This is a genomic window from Pseudomonas sp. yb_5, assembly GCF_043103865.1.
In the GTDB taxonomy this organism is placed as follows: Bacteria; Pseudomonadota; Gammaproteobacteria; order Pseudomonadales; family Pseudomonadaceae; genus Aquipseudomonas; species Aquipseudomonas putida_Y.
In genome coordinates this window covers 1-16,253 of sequence record NZ_JBICKE010000068.1, presented here as the reverse complement: position 1 = coordinate 16,253, position 16,253 = coordinate 1, and the positions used below count along the sequence as shown (strand labels likewise).

Sequence of the window (16,253 nt, the reverse complement as noted above, 5' to 3'; positions counted from 1 at the left end):
ATAATTGGCCCGAAACAAACGTAGGAGCGGGTTTACCCGCGAAGCGCCGCGCGGGCGGCGCTCGATCTCATAGGCGCTGAATATTTTAAGGCGGACACCTGCGGCGCTCGATCTCACAGGCGCTGAATGTGCCGAGCCGGGCACCTGGTCGTCGCTCGATCTCACAGCCGCTGAACATCTCAAACCGGGCACCTGGCAGCCTTGATGCAGTCCCCCTCCCCAACCACACAACCCGCTACCAGACAAGCTAACAGTTGTCGAGATATGGTTGGGCCAGTCCTTTGCGTATACTGCAACCTATGTTCGCCCACACTGCTTTGCGCCAGCGTTGCGCCAAATGGCTTCTCGCAACCGGACTCTTTCTGCTGCTAGGTGCCTGCGTTGAAAAACCCAGCACCCTCGAGCGCGTGAAGGAGGATGGCGTGCTGCGCGTGATCACACGCAACAGCCCGGCAACCTACTTCCAGGACCGTAACGGCGAAACCGGCTTCGAGTACGAACTGGTCCAGCATTTCGCCGACGATCTCGGCGTAAAGCTGCAGATCGAGACCGCCGACAACCTGGACGAGCTGTACGACTCCCTCGGCAAGCCCTCCGGCCCGGTACTGGCTGCTGCCGGCCTGGTCAGCAGTGAGCGGCGCAAGACCCAGGTGAAATACTCCCATCCCTATCTGGAGGTGACCCCGCAGGTCATCTACCGCAACGGCCGCCCGCGCCCCACCAGCGCCAAGGGTTTGGTCGGCAAGAAGATCATGGTGCTCAAGGGCAGCAGCCATGCTGACCAGTTGGCCGAGCTGAAAAAGCAGTACCCGGCCTTGCAATATGAGGAATCCGATGCCGTCGAAGTGGTCGACCTGCTGCGCATGGTGGACGAAGGCCAGATCGACTTGACCCTGGTGGACTCCAACGAACTGGCGATGAACCAGGTGTATTTCCCCAACGTGCGGGTCGCCTTCGATTTGGGCGACACCCGCGACCAGCGCTGGGCAGTGGCAGCAGGCGAAGACAACAGCCTGCTCAACGAAATCAACGAATTTCTCGACAAGGCACAGAAGAACGGCACCCTTCAGCGTTTGAAGGACCGCTACTACGGCCATGTTGACGTTCTCGGCTACGTCGGCGCCTACACCTTCGCCCAGCACCTGCAACAGCGCTTGCCCAAGTACGAGAAGCACTTCAAGAACTACGCCAAGGTCGAGCAGGTCGACTGGCGCCTGCTGGCAGCCATCGGCTACCAGGAATCGATGTGGCAGCCGGAAGTCACCTCCAAGACCGGCGTACGCGGCCTGATGATGCTGACCCAGCGCACCGCCCGGGCCATGGGCGTGTCCAACCGCCTGGACCCTAGGCAGAGCATCCAGGGCGGCGCCAAGTACTTCATGAAGATCAAGGAAGAGCTTGACGACAGCATCAAGGAGCCGGACCGCACCTGGTTTGCCCTTGCCGCCTACAATGTCGGTGGCGGCCACCTGGAAGACGCCCGCGTCCTGGCCAGGCGCGAAAAGCTAAACCCGAACAAGTGGCTGGACGTGAAGAAGATGCTGCCGCGGCTGGCTCAGAAGCAGTGGTACCGGCAGACCAAGTACGGCTATGCCCGTGGTGGCGAGCCGGTGCATTTCGTGGCCAACATCCGCCGTTACTACGACATCCTCACCTGGGTGACCCAGCCGCAGCTCGAAGGCCAGGTGGCCGAGGGCAACCTGCATGTGCCCGGGGTCAACAAGGACAAGCCAGCGGATAAGTCGTCGCCGATGTAAGCCAGTAGGTCTCTTCGCGGGTAAACCCGCGCCTACAAGAATTGCGCAGAGCCTGAGCGGGCTTGCCCGCGAAGCGGCCGGTGCAGCTCAAGCCTTGGCCCGGCGGGCCTTGAAGAAGTCGCTGAGGATCTGCCCGCACTCTTGCGCCAGCACCCCGCCCTCCACCATCACCCGGTGATTGAGAAAGCCTTGGCCAAAGAACTGCCCTTGGCTCTGCACGATCCCTGCCTTGGGTTCCAGCGCGCCAAACACCACGCGCATCACCCGCGAATGCACGATCAGCCCCGCACACATGCTGCACGGCTCCAGGGTCACATACAGAGTGCTGCCGGGTAGCCGGTAGTTGCTGGCCGACCTGGCTGCCGCCCTGATCGCCACCATCTCGGCATGCGCGCTGGGGTCACTGTCGATGATCGGTCGGTTGAACCCCTGGCCGATCACCTGCCCATGCTGCACCAGCACAGCCCCCACCGGCACCTCGCCCAGCGCCGCGCCTTCGGCGGCCAAGGCCAGCGCCAGACGCATGAATTCCTGATCGCGGCTGCGATCGATGATCTGCGGGCGCATCAGACCACCGCGATCGCGGCCATCAGGCCGGTTTCCATGTGGTCGATGACGTGGCAGTGAAACATCCACGTCCCAGGGTTATCCGCCACCAGCGCTACCTGGGCGCGCTCGTTCTTGCCCAGCAAGTAGGTGTCGGTGAACCACGGTTCCTTGATGTCGTGACGGTTGGAGGCGATCACCTTGAAGCTCATGCCATGCAAGTGGATCGGGTGCTGGTACTGGGTCATGTTCTTAAGCTCGAAGATGTAGCTCTTGCCCTTCTGCAACGTGGCGATGGGCCGGTCGGCACAGGTCTTGTCGGTAATATCCCAGGCCTGGCCGTTGATCTGCCACAAGCTCGGCGGTTTGCCCGCATCAGTGGTGACAGAGACACTGGCCGCCCACTCGAAATTGAAGTTCAGCTTTTCGGCATTCTCCAGGTCGGGCTCGGCGATCGGGTTGGGCGGCAACGCTGGCGGCCAGTCACTCGGCGCGTCGTTGCTGGCCACCGAACGCAGGGTGCCCAGGCGCACGAAACCGTCGCGCAGGGAGATCTCCTCACCCGCCTCGGGAATGCGGATGGCCAGACAGATACGCATGCCCGGGCCTAACCAGTACTCATCCAGCGCACGCGGAGTCACCGGGTTGCCGTCGAGGGCATAGATTCTCGCCTCGCAATTGCCTTTGAGGTTGAGGCGGTAGGTCCAGGTGTTGTCCAGGTTCAGCAGGCGCACCCGCACCACCTGGCCGGCCGGTAGCTCGGTGATCGAGTCGGCTTGGCCGTTGATGGTGATCAACCGCCCGGCAGTGCCGTTGCGCGCGGCCTCGCGCGGGATGCTGAAAGGCAGCCATGCGCCCTGCTCGTCCACATGCCAGTTCTTCAGGCTCAGCGTGCGCTCATGCTGGAACCCAGTGGGCTCACGCTCCTCGACGATCAGCGGCCCGACCAGACCGCGGCCTAGCTCCTCGGAGCTGCTGACATGGGGGTGATACCAATAGCTGCCGGCGTCCGGCACGCGGAACTTGTAATCGAAGTATTCACCTGGCTTGACCGGCAATTGCGAAACATATGGCACACCATCCATCTCCAGCGGCAGGCGGATGCCGTGCCAGTGGATGGTGGTTTCAACCGGCAGGTGATTGATGAAACGCACCCGCAACCAGGTGCCTTGGCGGACTCGCAGTTCCGTCCCTGGTGCTGAAGGGCCAAAGGCCCAGGCCTCGGTCTTGAACCCCGGCACCAGCTCCACTTCCAGTGGGGCGGCGATCAGCTCGTAGTCGTGCCCGGCATTCTCGTCCTCGACCTTGCCCAGCCAGTAGCGCGCCGCGCCTCCGGCGCCCAGGCCTACCACAACCAAGCCAGTAAGGCCTTTGAGCATTTGTCGACGGGTAAAGGACATCGGTGCGGGTACCTCGTTTCTGCGCAATCAGTCTGCCAGCAGGGGCTGGCGATGAAGGGCGAATACGATACACCTGCATTTGCGAAAGATTAAGTGAAGTCTTGTCGCACGACCGGTTATTGGCCGCGATCGCCAATGGCAACCCGCTCCCCCTCGGTACCAACCCAACGCCCTGGGGCTGACTTGCCGGATTCAGGGCGGGCTGCTTAAGTCTAAAAACGGGGTGCGCAGGTGCTGGCCTTCTGCCCGCCTATCGCTTCAGACAAGACGCCTGCTCTTTGAATGCGAAGGTAGACAGCATGTGGCACAAAAACTCATTACTGCATATCTCGCTCCTGCTCGCTGCAGGCCTGCTGCTGGCACCGAAGATCATCCTGATCGAGTTTTTCTCCCATCGATGGGTGGAGACGGGTATTTTCGATATTGCCCTGTACTTGCTTCAAGACGTGCTGCTTGTGGTCGCCCTCTATGTGATTGCCGCCAACACCATTACCAGAAACAAATTCAACTTCTATCTGTTGAGCATCGCCTCAGGCGCCTTGCTGCTGTTCCTGCTGGTGGACATGCGTGTTCGGGAGCTATGGCTGAAGCCACTGGACTGGCAACTGATAAGCTATAGCCTGCAAAACGCAAGCAACCTGACCTCCGGGGCCGAGGTGTTTCTCAAGCAAGCGGCCGGTTTCGGGCACACATTCAGGTTCATTGTCTTTGTGCTTTTTCTGGCTTACCTGGCGACCTGGTCTTTCGCTGGGCTGGCAACCTGCATCGCTTATAAAGAACAGCGCACCCGCACAGTAAAGAAAAGACAACACCTCTGGGCATCACTGCTGGTGATCGGCGCCCTGCTCTTCGGCTCCATCCATGCCAAAGACGCGCGCTATCACCTGAACGAAAACATTGTCATCAGCCCGCTGGTCACGACACTCAGAAACACCACTTCCTTGACCGCAGCTCCGCATAGACCGCCCCTGCCATTCGAACAACCCGCCTACCCGCTGACCAACGTCAACGAAATCCGAAAACTTCAATCTCACCCCACGCCAGACTTCAAGAACCTGGTCTTCATCGTTCTGGAGTCGGTGCGCTGGAACAGCGTTTTTGCTCCCGGCATCAAAACCGCCGAGCGGTACCCCACCTTCGATAAGCTCGCTCGGGAGGGCATGCTCTTCAAAGCGTACGTCTCAGTGCCTCACTCGTCCAAAGGCTACCACGCGATCCTGACGGGGCTGCATGCCTACCCAGACATTGAAATCAAAGAGGCCATGTACCTGCTACAACCCAGCGTCATCCATGAGCTGAAGAACAGGAAAAACATGGAAGCCGTCGCCTTCAGCTCGCTGTACCTGCAGTTCGAAAACATGGAGGGCTTCCTGAAATCCATCGGTGTGTCGAATGCTTACGCAGTTTCGGAGCTCATTCCCGCCGAGAGTCGCTCACGAAATGCCAGTAGCTTCGGTGAAAGTGATGAACAGCTGTTTTCGTCCAGCATCTCTTACCTGGAAAACATCAAAAAGAATGGCAAAGGTTTCATCGCGCTCTACTTCCCAAGCGCAGCCCACTACCCCTACCAATGCAGCCAAGGCCCCCCATTACGGAGCGAGCTGGAAAAGTATGAAGACTGCATAGCCAAAACAGACAGCGTGCTGGGTGAAATGCTGACATCCTTCGACAAGCAAGGCCTTCTGGACTCGACATTATTCGTGCTCGTGGGTGACCACGGCGAGTCATTTGGTGAGCACGGTCTGTTCATTCACAACGCGTCCATGCACGAAGAGGAAGTGAGCGTACCCCTGATTTTCTGGAGTAATGGAAAGTCACTGCCCAAACCCGCCTCAACCACCAGTCACCAGATCGATATTGCGCCCACGGTTGCCGATTTTTTTGATGTGACCGAATCCCCCCTCTCTGTACAAGGCATCAGCTTGTTGAGGGAACAGGGGAAACGCACATTCTTCATGTCCACGTTCTTTGACCAACTGGCGTCAGCCTTGGTGGAGCACCCGTACAAATACATATACGAATTCAGTTCAGACACCCTGACTAAATACAATCTTGAGGATGACCCGCAGGAAAAGCACCCGCAACGCGTGGAGGGTGATGAGTTCATCGCAGTGAGGAGCAGGCTGCTTTCCTATAACGCCTACCAGAAAGCGCTATTTGCCAGAAAGCCAGAAGAATAAGCAATCTGAACGAACAAGAACCAGAAAGCCCGCAATCATGCGGGCTTTCTGGTGTATCCGTCCTGCGGGTGCCAGCCTGGGCTGGCTACCCGATCACTCCCACTCGATAGTGGCAGGCGGCTTGCTCGACACGTCGTAGGTAACGCGCGAGATACCGTCGATTTCGTTGATGATACGACCGCTGACGGTTTCCAGCAGCTCGTACGGCAGGTGTGCCCAACGCGCGGTCATGAAGTCCACTGTCTCGACGGCACGCAGGGCCACGACCCAGGCGTAGCGACGGCCGTCGCCGACGACGCCGACCGACTTGACCGGCTGGAACACCACGAACGCCTGGCTGGTCTTGTGGTACCAGTCGGCCTTGCGCAGTTCTTCGATGAAGATGTGGTCGGCGCGACGCAGGATGTCGGCGTATTCCTTCTTCACTTCACCGAGGATACGCACACCCAGGCCAGGGCCCGGGAACGGGTGGCGGTAGACCATGTCGTACGGCAGGCCCAGCTCCAGGCCGATCTTGCGCACTTCGTCCTTGAACAGTTCACGCAGCGGCTCGACCAGCTTGAGGTTCATCTCCTCCGGCAGGCCGCCGACGTTGTGGTGCGACTTGATCACGTGGGCCTTGCCGCTCTTGGCGCCAGCCGACTCGATCACGTCCGGGTAGATGGTGCCCTGGGCGAGGAACTGGATGTTTTCCAGCTTGCTGGCTTCGGCATCGAACACGTCGATGAAGGTGCGGCCGATGATCTTGCGCTTCTTCTCCGGGTCGGCTTCGCCGGCCAGGTTGTCGAGGAACTGCTTTTCAGCGTCGGCGCGGATCACCTTGACGCCCATGTTCTCTTTGAACATGGCCATCACCTGGTCGCCTTCGTGCAGGCGCAGCAGGCCGTTGTCGACGAATACGCAGGTCAGCTGGTCGCCGATGGCGCGGTGCAGCAGCGCGGCAACCACCGAGCTGTCGACGCCGCCGGACAGACCCAGCAGGACGTTGGCCGAACCGACTTGCGCACGTACTTGGGCAATGGCGTCTTCGACGATGTTGGACGCCGTCCACAGGGCTTCACAGCCGCAGATGTCCTGCACGAAGCGGGACAGGATGCGACCACCCTGCTTGGTGTGGGTCACTTCGGGGTGGAACTGCACGCCGTAGTAGCCGCGGGCGTCGTCGTACATGCCGGCGATCGGGCAGCTTGGGGTGCTGGCCAGAATGCTGAAGTTGCCAGGCATCTGGGTGACCTTGTCACCGTGGCTCATCCACACGTCCAGGCCCAACACGCCGTCGTCGTCAACGTGGTCTTCGATGCCGTCGAGCAGGCGGCTCTTGCCGACAACGTCCACGCGGGCATAACCGAACTCACGCAGGTCGGAACCTTCTACCTTGCCGCCCATCTGCTCGGCCATGGTCTGCATGCCGTAGCAGATACCCAGCACAGGCACATTCAGGTCAAACACGGCCTGCGGAGCGCGCGGGCTGTTGGCTTCGTGAACCGACTCGGGGCCGCCGGCGAGGATGATGCCGCGCGGGTTGAATTCGCGGATCGCTTCATCGTCCATGTCGAACGGGTGCAGTTCGCAGTACACGCCGATTTCGCGCACGCGGCGGGCGATCAGCTGGGTGTACTGGGAACCGAAATCGAGGATCAGGATGCGGTGAGCGTGAATGTCGAGGGCCATGACTCAATCTCGTCAGTGGAAATCGGAAACGACGCGGGGCTGTCATGACAGCCCCGCTTTATGTAGTAGCTGGAAGCCTCAGCCTACGCGGTAGTTAGGGGCTTCTTTGGTGATTTGCACGTCGTGCACGTGGGACTCGGCCATGCCGGCACCGGTGATACGCACGAACTCCGGCTTGGTGCGCATTTCTTCGATGGTTGCGCTGCCGGTGTAGCCCATGGACGAACGCAGGCCGCCCATCAGCTGGTGGATGATCGCGGCCAGGGCGCCTTTGTAAGGAACGCGGCCTTCGATGCCTTCCGGCACCAGCTTCTCGGCGCCGGCCGAGGAGTCCTGGAAGTAACGGTCGGACGAGCCCTGCGCCTGCGCCATGGCACCCAGCGAGCCCATGCCGCGGTAAGCCTTGTAGGAACGGCCCTGGAACAGTTCGACTTCACCCGGGGCCTCTTCGGTACCGGCGAACATCGAGCCCATCATCACGCAGGACGCACCGGCAACGATGGCCTTGGACAGGTCGCCGGAGAAGCGGATACCGCCGTCAGCGATCAGTGGCACGCCAGTGCCTTCCAGTGCTGCGGCGACGTTGGCGATGGCGCTGATTTGCGGCACGCCGACACCGGCAACGATACGGGTGGTGCAGATAGAGCCAGGGCCGATACCGACCTTGACCGCATCGGCACCCGCTTCGGCCAGGGCCTTGGCGGCAGCGCCGGTGGCGATGTTGCCGCCGATCACCTGCACTTGCGGGTAGGTTTCTTTCACCCAGCGTACGCGGTCGATCACACCTTTGGAGTGGCCGTGGGCAGTGTCGACGACGACGACATCAACGCCAGCCGCCACCAGGGCAGCAACGCGCTCGCCGGTGTCCTTGCCGGTGCCGACGGCGGCGCCGACGCGCAGACGCCCCTGGTCGTCCTTGCTGGCCAGCGGGTAAGCCTTGGCCTTTTCGATGTCCTTGACGGTCATCATGCCCTTGAGGTTGAACTTGTCGTCAACGATCAGGACTTTTTCCAGGCGATGCTTGTGCAGCAGCTCGCGAACTTCGTTCTTGTCGGCGCCTTCGCGGACGGTGACCAGACGCTCTTTCGGCGTCATCACGTCGCGGACCTTGGCGTCCAGGCGATTTTCGAAGCGCACGTCACGGGAGGTGACGATGCCGACCAGGTCGCCGTTCGCCAGTACCGGCACACCGGAGATGTTGTTCAGGCGGGTCAGCTCGAACAGGTCGCGCACAGTGGCATCGGCGTCGATGGTGATCGGGTCCTTGACCACGCCAGCCTCGAACTTCTTGACCTTGCGCACTTCGCTGGCCTGTTGTTCGATGGTCATGTTCTTGTGGATGATGCCGATACCGCCTTCCTGAGCCATGGCAATGGCCAGACGCGCTTCGGTCACGGTATCCATGGCAGCGGAAACCAGCGGAATGTTCAGCTCGATGCCACGGGTCAAACGGGTCTTGAGACTGACTTCATTGGGCAGTACCTCGGAATAGCCAGGTACAAGGAGGATATCGTCGAAGGTCAGGGCTTCTTGGCTGATACGCAGCATCGCGGGGGCTCCCGGGCGGGAAAAATGGAAGCGCGCCATTATACTCATGCATGGCGCGCCGCTCAATGCAAAATAAGGGCCTTCGGTCAGGCTTGTGGCAGTTTTACCTGCACCACGGCCACTGGCTGGTCGAGCCAGTCGGCGAAGCTGTCGAGAAAGGCCTGGGTGAACCCGGCCTCGCCCCAGTTGTTGAAGATGAACCCCAGGTTGGAAAAGGCACATGGCTGCAGGTAAATGAAGCCATTGATGTCATCTTCGAAGCCGCACAGCGGGCAGGTAAAGTTGTCGCTCACCGCCGGCATCCACTCTTCCAGGCTTTCGAACAACGGCTCACCCACCTCGCGCCGGCACTCCGGGCAACCGGCTTCTTCGAGGAAGCCTTCGGTGGGGGTATAGATGCAGCGCTTGAGCATCACTTCCAGGCCGTTGACCGGCTCGCCGAAGGGCAGTTTTTCCGGGTGCAGGGCCACTTTGCGCGCCCCTGCCGCCAGGGCATGGCCCATGCGGTTGCCGGTGCGACCGCAGGTGGTCAGTTGCTCCTCGACGACTTTTTCGCGCACCAGCCAGCGCAGGATGGCGCGGGAGCGGGCTTCATGCACCGGGACGGTAGACAGCTTTGGAACGATGATGCTCTGGGTGTTCATGAACGGGACAAGCCTGAAAAACGCCGGTGATGACGCAATTCTACCGCTCAGGCGCTCAGGTAGCGACCAATCAACGCCAGGCCGCTGGCCAGCACCAGCCAGGTGACCAGCCGTACGAACGCTTCGCGGGACAACCGGTTGGTCAACCGACGCCCTACCCAAAGGCCAATGAACATGACAGGCAGCAGGCAGGCGGCGAGCAGCAGCAGACTTTGGTCGGCATAGACACCGGCGATAAGGAACAGCGACAGACGCACTATCGTACTGCAGCTGATCAGCGCGCTCTGGGTGGCGCGTACCTGTTCCTTCACCTCCAGCCGTGCACTCAGGTAAAGGGCATAAAGAAACCCGCCGCTGCCGAACAAAGCCCCGAACAACCCGCCTGCCGTGCCCATCGGCACCGCCCAGAAGCCGGACAGGCTGGCTGGCCTCACTTTCACTGCCAGCCCGTAAAGTGCATAGGCGGTCACGAATAGCCCCATCAACAGCAGCAACAGGTCGGACTTCAGCTGGAGCAGGAACACCACGCCCAACGTACAACCCAAGGCCATGAAGGGCAGCAGCCGCAGCAATTCACTGCGTACCACATCCCGGCGTGACGGCAGCAGGTTGCCGAAGGCGGCCGCGAAATCCAGCAGTACCAGCAGCGGGATGATGCGTGTCAACGGCATGAAGTGAATCAGCACCGGCCCGGCCACGAGTGCAGTACCGAAGCCGGCGATACCGAAAACGATGTAGGCCGCAGCGATGGCGAACAGGATCGGCAGCCAGGCAAGGCCGGAAAACGACAGTTGGGCAAGCATGGCAGCAGTTCCTGGGAAGACAGGCAAAGGTTAGCCAGCCATGAGCCATGCCGACTAATATGCCTTTATCCCAAGAGCCATCTCAAAAAGGCATGACATGACGTCGATCCGACAGTTGCGTTACTTCGTGGAAATCGCCGAGTGTGGCAGTTTCAGCAGTGCAGCCGAGCGACTGTACGTTGCCCAGTCGGCCCTTAGCCGGCAGATCAAGGAGCTGGAGCAGCAACTGGGCACGCCGCTGTTCGAACGCACGGCGCGCCTGCCTCGCCTGACGCTGGCCGGTCAGGCCTTTCTTGAACGGGCGCGACGCTTGCTGGCTGACCTGGCACAGGCTGAGCGGGTTACCCGTGACATTGGCCAAGGGTTGCAAGGCAGCTTGCGCCTGAATCATTCCAGCACCGTGCCGCTGACCGGCGGGCTTCTGGCTCGCCTGGGGAACTACCTGAAGCACAACCCAGGGGTTTCGCTGGAGATTGCGCAGCAGTCATCGGAGGCACAGCTGGAAGACATTGCTGCCGGACGGCTGGATATCGGCCTGTTGCGCTTGCCGGTGCTGCGCCAGCATGAAGGCGTGGTGCTGCATGAATTGTTCGACGAACCCTTGTTGCTGGCGGTCGCCGCTGGACACCCCTTGGCGGGTACTCAGCACGTGCAACTGGAGCAACTGAAGGAAGAACGCTTCATTTCCATCCCGCACCGGGATCGCGGTGGCTTGAGCTACCTGTCTGCCTCGTTGTGCATGGGGGCAGGATTCTTCCCGAAGGCGGCGCAGGTACTGTCGCGCAAGACCACGCAATTGCAGCTGATACAGGCGGGGTTTGGGGTGGCGTTGTTGCCAGCGTGCATGCGGCAGATCGCACCCGCTTCGGTCAGTTTCGTGGCGTTGCAAGGGGATTGCCAGAGCACAGTGGCGCTGGCCTGTCGCCGCGATGCGGGGCAGATAGCCAGGCAGTTCGTAACGGCCCTGCAGGGCTGAACCTTGTTCTTCGCCGGTGCACCCGCTCCAACAGGGCCCGGGACAGACAACCGGGGCCGATGTCATTTATGATGCCTGCCATGATCAAAGACCCTTTCGAACGACTCGGGCTGGACCGCGAGGTCCTTACCGTCAGCCAACTCAACGGCCGCGCCCGCGTGCTGCTGGAAGACGTTTTCCGCAGTGTGTGGGTGGAAGGCGAAATCTCCAACCTCGCCCGCCCGGCGTCCGGCCACATGTACTTCACCCTCAAGGACAGCGGCGCCCAGGTGCGTTGCGCGTTGTTCCGGCAGAACGCCACGCGGGTACGCCAGGCGCTGCGCGACGGCCTGGCGGTGCGGGTGCGTGGCAAGGTTTCGCTGTTCGAGGGACGTGGCGACTACCAACTGATTCTCGACACCGTCGAGCCCGCCGGTGATGGCGCGTTGCGCCTGGCTTTCGAGGCCCTGAAGGAAAAGCTCGGTGCCGAGGGGCTGTTCAGCACGGAACGAAAGAAGCCGCTGCCGGCTCACCCGCAGCGCATCGGCATCATCACCTCGCCCACTGGCGCGGTGATCCGCGACATCATCAGCGTGTTCGGCCGCCGCGCGCCGCAGGTGGAGCTGAACCTGATCCCTACAGCGGTACAGGGCCGCGAAGCCATCGCGCAGATCGTACGCGCCATCCGCCTGGCCGACAGCCTCGGCTTCGATGCGCTGATCCTGGCGCGTGGTGGTGGTTCGCTGGAAGACCTGTGGTGTTTCAACGAGGAAGCCGTGGCGCGTGCCGTGGCCGCCTGCGTCACACCAATTGTCAGCGCCGTGGGCCATGAAACCGACGTGTCGATCAGCGACTTCGTGGCTGACGTGCGCGCACCCACCCCGTCTGCTGCCGCCGAGCTGCTGGCCCCTGACAACAGCGGCCTTCGGCAACGCCTGGATGGCCTGCAACGGCGCCTGCTGCTGCGCATGCAGAACCGCCTGACCCACGACCGCCTGCGCCTGGAGTCACTCACCCGCCGCCTGCGCCACCCAGGCGAGCGTTTGCGCCAGCAGGCCCAACGCCTGGACGACCTGGACATGCGCCTGCGCCGCGCGTTCATGCTCAACCTCAACCAGCGCCGCGAACGCCTGGCACGCCTGGACGCCCGCCTGGCCGCGCAGCATCCGGGGCGTAACCTGAAGCTGCTGAACCAGCGCCTGGACAGCCTGGCCGAGCGCCTGCCACGGGCCATGCGCGAGGTGCTCAAGGACCGTCGCCAGCGGTTCCAGGCCCAGCTGCAGACACTGCAGGTGGTCAGCCCGCTGGCCACCCTGGCCCGCGGATACAGCATTTTGCTGGATGAACAAGGCCAGGCCATTCGCAGCGCCGAACAGACCCGCAACGGCCAACGCCTGACCGCCCGCCTGAACGAAGGCGAGCTGCTGGTGCGCGTCGAAGACAACCACCTGACCCCGGTCACCCTCTCACTACTGGACTGACACATGCCCCGCATGCTCGCGCCCCTGCTTGCCCTTTCCCTGCTGCTGCTGGCCGGCGGCGCCCAGGCCAGCTACATCACCCGCACACTGAACAAACCGGTACCCGGCGGTGTGGCAGTCGTCGACCTGGGCCCCGCCACCAACGCACCCAGCGCCCGTTTCGACGGCAAGCCGGTGCTGGTGGTGAAGGAGCAGGACAACTGGCTGGCCATCGTCGGCATCCCGCTGACCCAGAAGCCCGGCACCGCAGTGCTGAACCAGGGCGGGCGCACCCTGCCTTTCAGCGTAGGCAGCAAGAAGTACCCTGAGCAGCGCATTACCCTGAAGAACACGCGCCAGGTCAACCCGAACCCGGCCGACCTCAAGCGCATCGAACGCGAGCTGGCCGAGCAGATCAAGGCCTACCGCAGCTTCAGCCCGAACCTGCCGAGCAACCTGATTCTCGACAAGCCGGTCAACGGCCCGCTGTCGAGCAAGTTCGGCGTGCGCCGCTTCTTCAATGGCGAAGAACGCAACCCGCATGCCGGGCTGGACTTTGCGGTGCCGGCAGGCACGCCGATCAAGACACCCGCCAATGGCAAAGTGATTCTGGTGGGGGATTATTTCTTCAACGGCCGCACGGTGTTCGTCGACCATGGGCAGGGCTTCATCAGCATGTTCTGCCACATGTCGAAGATCGATGTGCAGGTAGGGCAGCAACTGCGTCGTGGCGAGGTGGTCGGGCGCGTGGGCTCGACCGGGCGGGCGACCGGGCCGCATATGCACTGGAACGTCAGCCTGAACGATGCGCGGGTGGACCCGGCGATTTTCATTGGCGCGTTCCAGCCCTGAACGTTGCGCTGCCTGGGCCGGCCCATTCGCGGGTAAACCCGCTCCTACAAGGGGCCGCGTACCTGTAGGAGCGGGTTTACCCGCGAATGGGCCAGCACTGCTGGCATTAATTCGATTGTGTTGCGCCATCGAAAAATACCGCGCAAAAGCAACGAAGCACTCAGCCAAATAAAGCCATAAAATCTCGCTTTATGGCTTTTTTTAAGCATTCCTCTCAATTTTCCCCGAACGCTTGCCATCCCCCACCCCACTGGTTAAGTTTGAAGGCATGAAAACCTTCAGCACCCTCATCCTGCTCCGACAACATCGCAGCCTCTGCCTGGTCAGCGCCCGACTACCAGGCTGAATCGCGTCGCCTCGCCTCTTCATATCGTTATCGCTCGGCAGGCCCGATCTCGGCCGCACACAAAAGGATTGCTTCCATGACCATGCTCAAAGACCCTTCGAAGAAATACCGCGCTTTCCCGACCATCGACCTGCCTGACCGTACCTGGCCGTCGAAGACCATCACCCAGGCACCTATCTGGTGCAGCTCCGACCTGCGTGATGGCAACCAGTCGCTGATCGAGCCGATGGATTCGGAGAAGAAACTGCGCTTCTGGAAGACCTTGGTGCAGGTTGGCGTGAAGGAGATCGAAGCCTCGTTCCCGTCTGCCTCGCAAACCGATTTCGACTTCGTGCGCACCCTGATCGAGGATGGCCACATCCCGGATGACACCACCATCCAGGTGCTCACCCAGGCACGTGAAGACCTGATTGCCCGCACCTTCGAGTCGCTGCGCGGTGCGAAGAAGGCCATCGTCCACCTGTACAACGCCACCAGCCCGTCGTTCCGCCGCATCGTCTTCAATCAGGACAAGCAAGGCGTGAAGGACATCGCGGTGAACGCGGCCAAGCTGTTCGTCAAGTACGCCGCCCAGCAGCCGGAAACCCAGTGGACCTTCCAGTACTCGCCAGAAACCTTCAGCGCCACTGAAATGGAGTTCGCCAAGGAAGTCTGCGACGCGGTCATCGAGGTGTGGAACCCTACCCCTGAACACAAGATCATCCTCAACCTGCCGGCCACCGTGGAAGTGTCCACGCCAAATATCTACGCCGACCAGATCGAGTGGTTCTGCCGCAACATCAGCCGCCGCGACAGCGTGATCATCAGCCTGCACTGCCACAACGACCGTGGCACCGGTATCGCTGCCACCGAACTGGGCCTCATGGCCGGCGCCGACCGTGCCGAAGGCTGCCTGTTCGGCAACGGCGAGCGTACCGGTAACGTCGACCTGGTGACCTTGGCACTGAACCTCTACACCCAGGGCATCGACCCGTTGCTGGACTTCTCCGACATCGACGGCGTGCGCAAGGTGGTCGAAGAGTGCAACCAGTTGCCGGTACACCCACGTCACCCGTATGTGGGCGATCTGGTCCATACCGCGTTCTCCGGCTCGCACCAGGACGCCATCCGCAAGGGCTTCGCCAAGCAGCAGGATGGGGAACTGTGGGAGGTGCCTTACCTGCCAATCGACCCGGCCGACATCGGCCGCAGCTACGAAGCGGTAATCCGCGTCAACAGCCAGTCGGGCAAAGGCGGTATCACCTACCTGCTCGAGCAGGAATACGGCATCAGCCTGCCGCGTCGCATGCAGATCGAATTCAGCCAGGTGGTGCAGGGTGAGACCGACCGCCTGGGCCTGGAAATGACCGCTCAGCAGATCTACAGCCTGCTGCACAAGGAATACCTCCAGGCCAACGCGCCATACGCACTGGTCAGCCATCGCCTGCAGGAAGAAAACGGCCACAGCGCCGTGGAAGTGGAAGTTGCCGGTGAAGGCGAAACCACCCTGCACTGGCGCGGCAAGGGCAACGGCGCCCTGGAAGCACTGGTGGCCGGCCTGCCGGTTGCCGTAGAGATCATGGACTACAACGAGCACGCCATTGGCGCGGGGACCAACGCCAAGGCCGCGGCCTACATCGAACTGCGCGTGGCCGGTGGCCGTCCGGTGCATGGCGTGGGTATCGATGAGAACATCACCACGGCCAGCTTCAAGGCCCTGTTCAGCGCGCTGAACCGCTCGCTGAGCCAGCAGGAAGCCAAGGCGGCCTGAAGCCTGGAATGAGGAATGAGAAAGCCCGCATCGTTTGATGCGGGCTTTTTTTGTGGGCCTGGACTGGCCTTTTCGCGGGTAAACCCGCTCCTACAACGGCCTGCGCCCAATCACCAGTGTGTGTCCACCACCGATCAGGTGTAGGAGCGGGTTTACCCGCGAATACGGAGGCCACGGCAACGGTGAACGGCCAGGGATATTGGCCCGCAGACCCGGCCCATTCGCGGGTAAACCCGCTCCTGCAACGGCCTGTGTCCAACCCCCCGGTGCGTCCACCGCAGATCAGTGTGTAATCGATGGACTCGCCCCCGCCGAGGCATCACAGTGCCACGGTGGTGTTC

At 61.6% G+C, this 16,253-nt stretch carries 12 protein-coding genes; 6 read left to right on the top strand and 6 right to left on the bottom strand.

Features of this window, described 5'->3' with window-relative positions:
* Nucleotides 1-299: 299 nt before the first annotated feature.
* Complete coding sequence (gene mltF / locus ACF8GF_RS10085) at nucleotides 300-1,757, top strand: membrane-bound lytic murein transglycosylase MltF (RefSeq protein WP_392488086.1); 1,458 nt, start codon at nucleotides 300-302, stop codon at nucleotides 1,755-1,757.
* Between the two features lie 87 nt (nucleotides 1,758-1,844).
* On the opposite strand, the gene tadA is transcribed toward mltF, so the two are convergent.
* Together tadA and ACF8GF_RS10075 are read right to left on the bottom strand one after the other, a co-directional pair.
* On the bottom strand, nucleotides 1,845-2,324 hold the full coding sequence (tadA, locus tag ACF8GF_RS10080) for a tRNA adenosine(34) deaminase TadA (RefSeq protein ID WP_012051365.1): 480 nt from the start codon (nucleotides 2,322-2,324) through the stop codon (nucleotides 1,845-1,847).
* Entirely contained in the window at nucleotides 2,324-3,703 is a 1,380-nt protein-coding gene (locus ACF8GF_RS10075) for a multicopper oxidase family protein (protein ID WP_176683688.1), read from the bottom strand. Before ACF8GF_RS10075 ends, tadA begins: the two co-directional genes overlap by 1 nt.
* Before the next feature lie 299 nt (nucleotides 3,704-4,002).
* Between ACF8GF_RS10075 and ACF8GF_RS10070 the strand changes: the two genes are divergently transcribed.
* On the top strand, nucleotides 4,003-5,883 hold the full coding sequence (locus ACF8GF_RS10070) for an LTA synthase family protein (RefSeq protein WP_176683689.1): 1,881 nt from the start codon (nucleotides 4,003-4,005) through the stop codon (nucleotides 5,881-5,883).
* 93 nt (nucleotides 5,884-5,976) lie between these two features.
* On the opposite strand, the gene guaA is transcribed toward ACF8GF_RS10070, so the two are convergent.
* From guaA to ACF8GF_RS10050, 4 genes are all read right to left on the bottom strand, one after another.
* Nucleotides 5,977-7,554, bottom strand: a complete 1,578-nt coding sequence (guaA, locus tag ACF8GF_RS10065; RefSeq protein WP_392488085.1) for a glutamine-hydrolyzing GMP synthase — start codon at nucleotides 7,552-7,554, stop codon at nucleotides 5,977-5,979.
* A gap of 78 nt (nucleotides 7,555-7,632) precedes the next feature.
* Nucleotides 7,633-9,102, bottom strand: a complete 1,470-nt coding sequence (gene guaB / locus ACF8GF_RS10060) for an IMP dehydrogenase (protein WP_180688767.1) — start codon at nucleotides 9,100-9,102, stop codon at nucleotides 7,633-7,635.
* Nucleotides 9,103-9,188: 86 nt separating this feature from the next.
* A complete protein-coding gene (locus tag ACF8GF_RS10055) occupies nucleotides 9,189-9,746 on the bottom strand; it encodes a sugar ABC transporter ATPase (protein WP_103463198.1) in 558 nt (185 codons plus the stop codon).
* A 47-nt stretch (nucleotides 9,747-9,793) separates the two neighbouring features.
* Nucleotides 9,794-10,549: a TSUP family transporter gene (locus tag ACF8GF_RS10050; protein WP_392488084.1), complete on the bottom strand. Its 756-nt coding sequence runs from the start codon at nucleotides 10,547-10,549 to the stop codon at nucleotides 9,794-9,796.
* 97 nt (nucleotides 10,550-10,646) lie between these two features.
* Here ACF8GF_RS10050 and ACF8GF_RS10045 point away from each other — a divergent pair, with 97 nt between their 5' ends.
* The 4 genes from ACF8GF_RS10045 to leuA all read left to right on the top strand — a co-directional run bounded on the left by ACF8GF_RS10045 (nucleotide 10,647) and on the right by leuA (nucleotide 15,912).
* Nucleotides 10,647-11,525: a LysR family transcriptional regulator gene (locus tag ACF8GF_RS10045; RefSeq protein WP_209967771.1), complete on the top strand. Its 879-nt coding sequence runs from the start codon at nucleotides 10,647-10,649 to the stop codon at nucleotides 11,523-11,525.
* 80 nt (nucleotides 11,526-11,605) lie between these two features.
* Nucleotides 11,606-12,985 (top strand): exodeoxyribonuclease VII large subunit, encoded by a 1,380-nt coding sequence (gene xseA, locus ACF8GF_RS10040; RefSeq protein ID WP_004575640.1) that lies wholly within the window; start codon nucleotides 11,606-11,608, stop codon nucleotides 12,983-12,985.
* A 3-nt stretch (nucleotides 12,986-12,988) separates the two neighbouring features.
* On the top strand, nucleotides 12,989-13,816 hold the full coding sequence (locus ACF8GF_RS10035; protein ID WP_392488083.1) for a peptidoglycan DD-metalloendopeptidase family protein: 828 nt from the start codon (nucleotides 12,989-12,991) through the stop codon (nucleotides 13,814-13,816).
* A gap of 422 nt (nucleotides 13,817-14,238) precedes the next feature.
* A complete protein-coding gene (leuA, locus tag ACF8GF_RS10030; protein WP_021781914.1) occupies nucleotides 14,239-15,912 on the top strand; it encodes a 2-isopropylmalate synthase in 1,674 nt (557 codons plus the stop codon).
* Nucleotides 15,913-16,253: the final 341 nt, after the last annotated feature.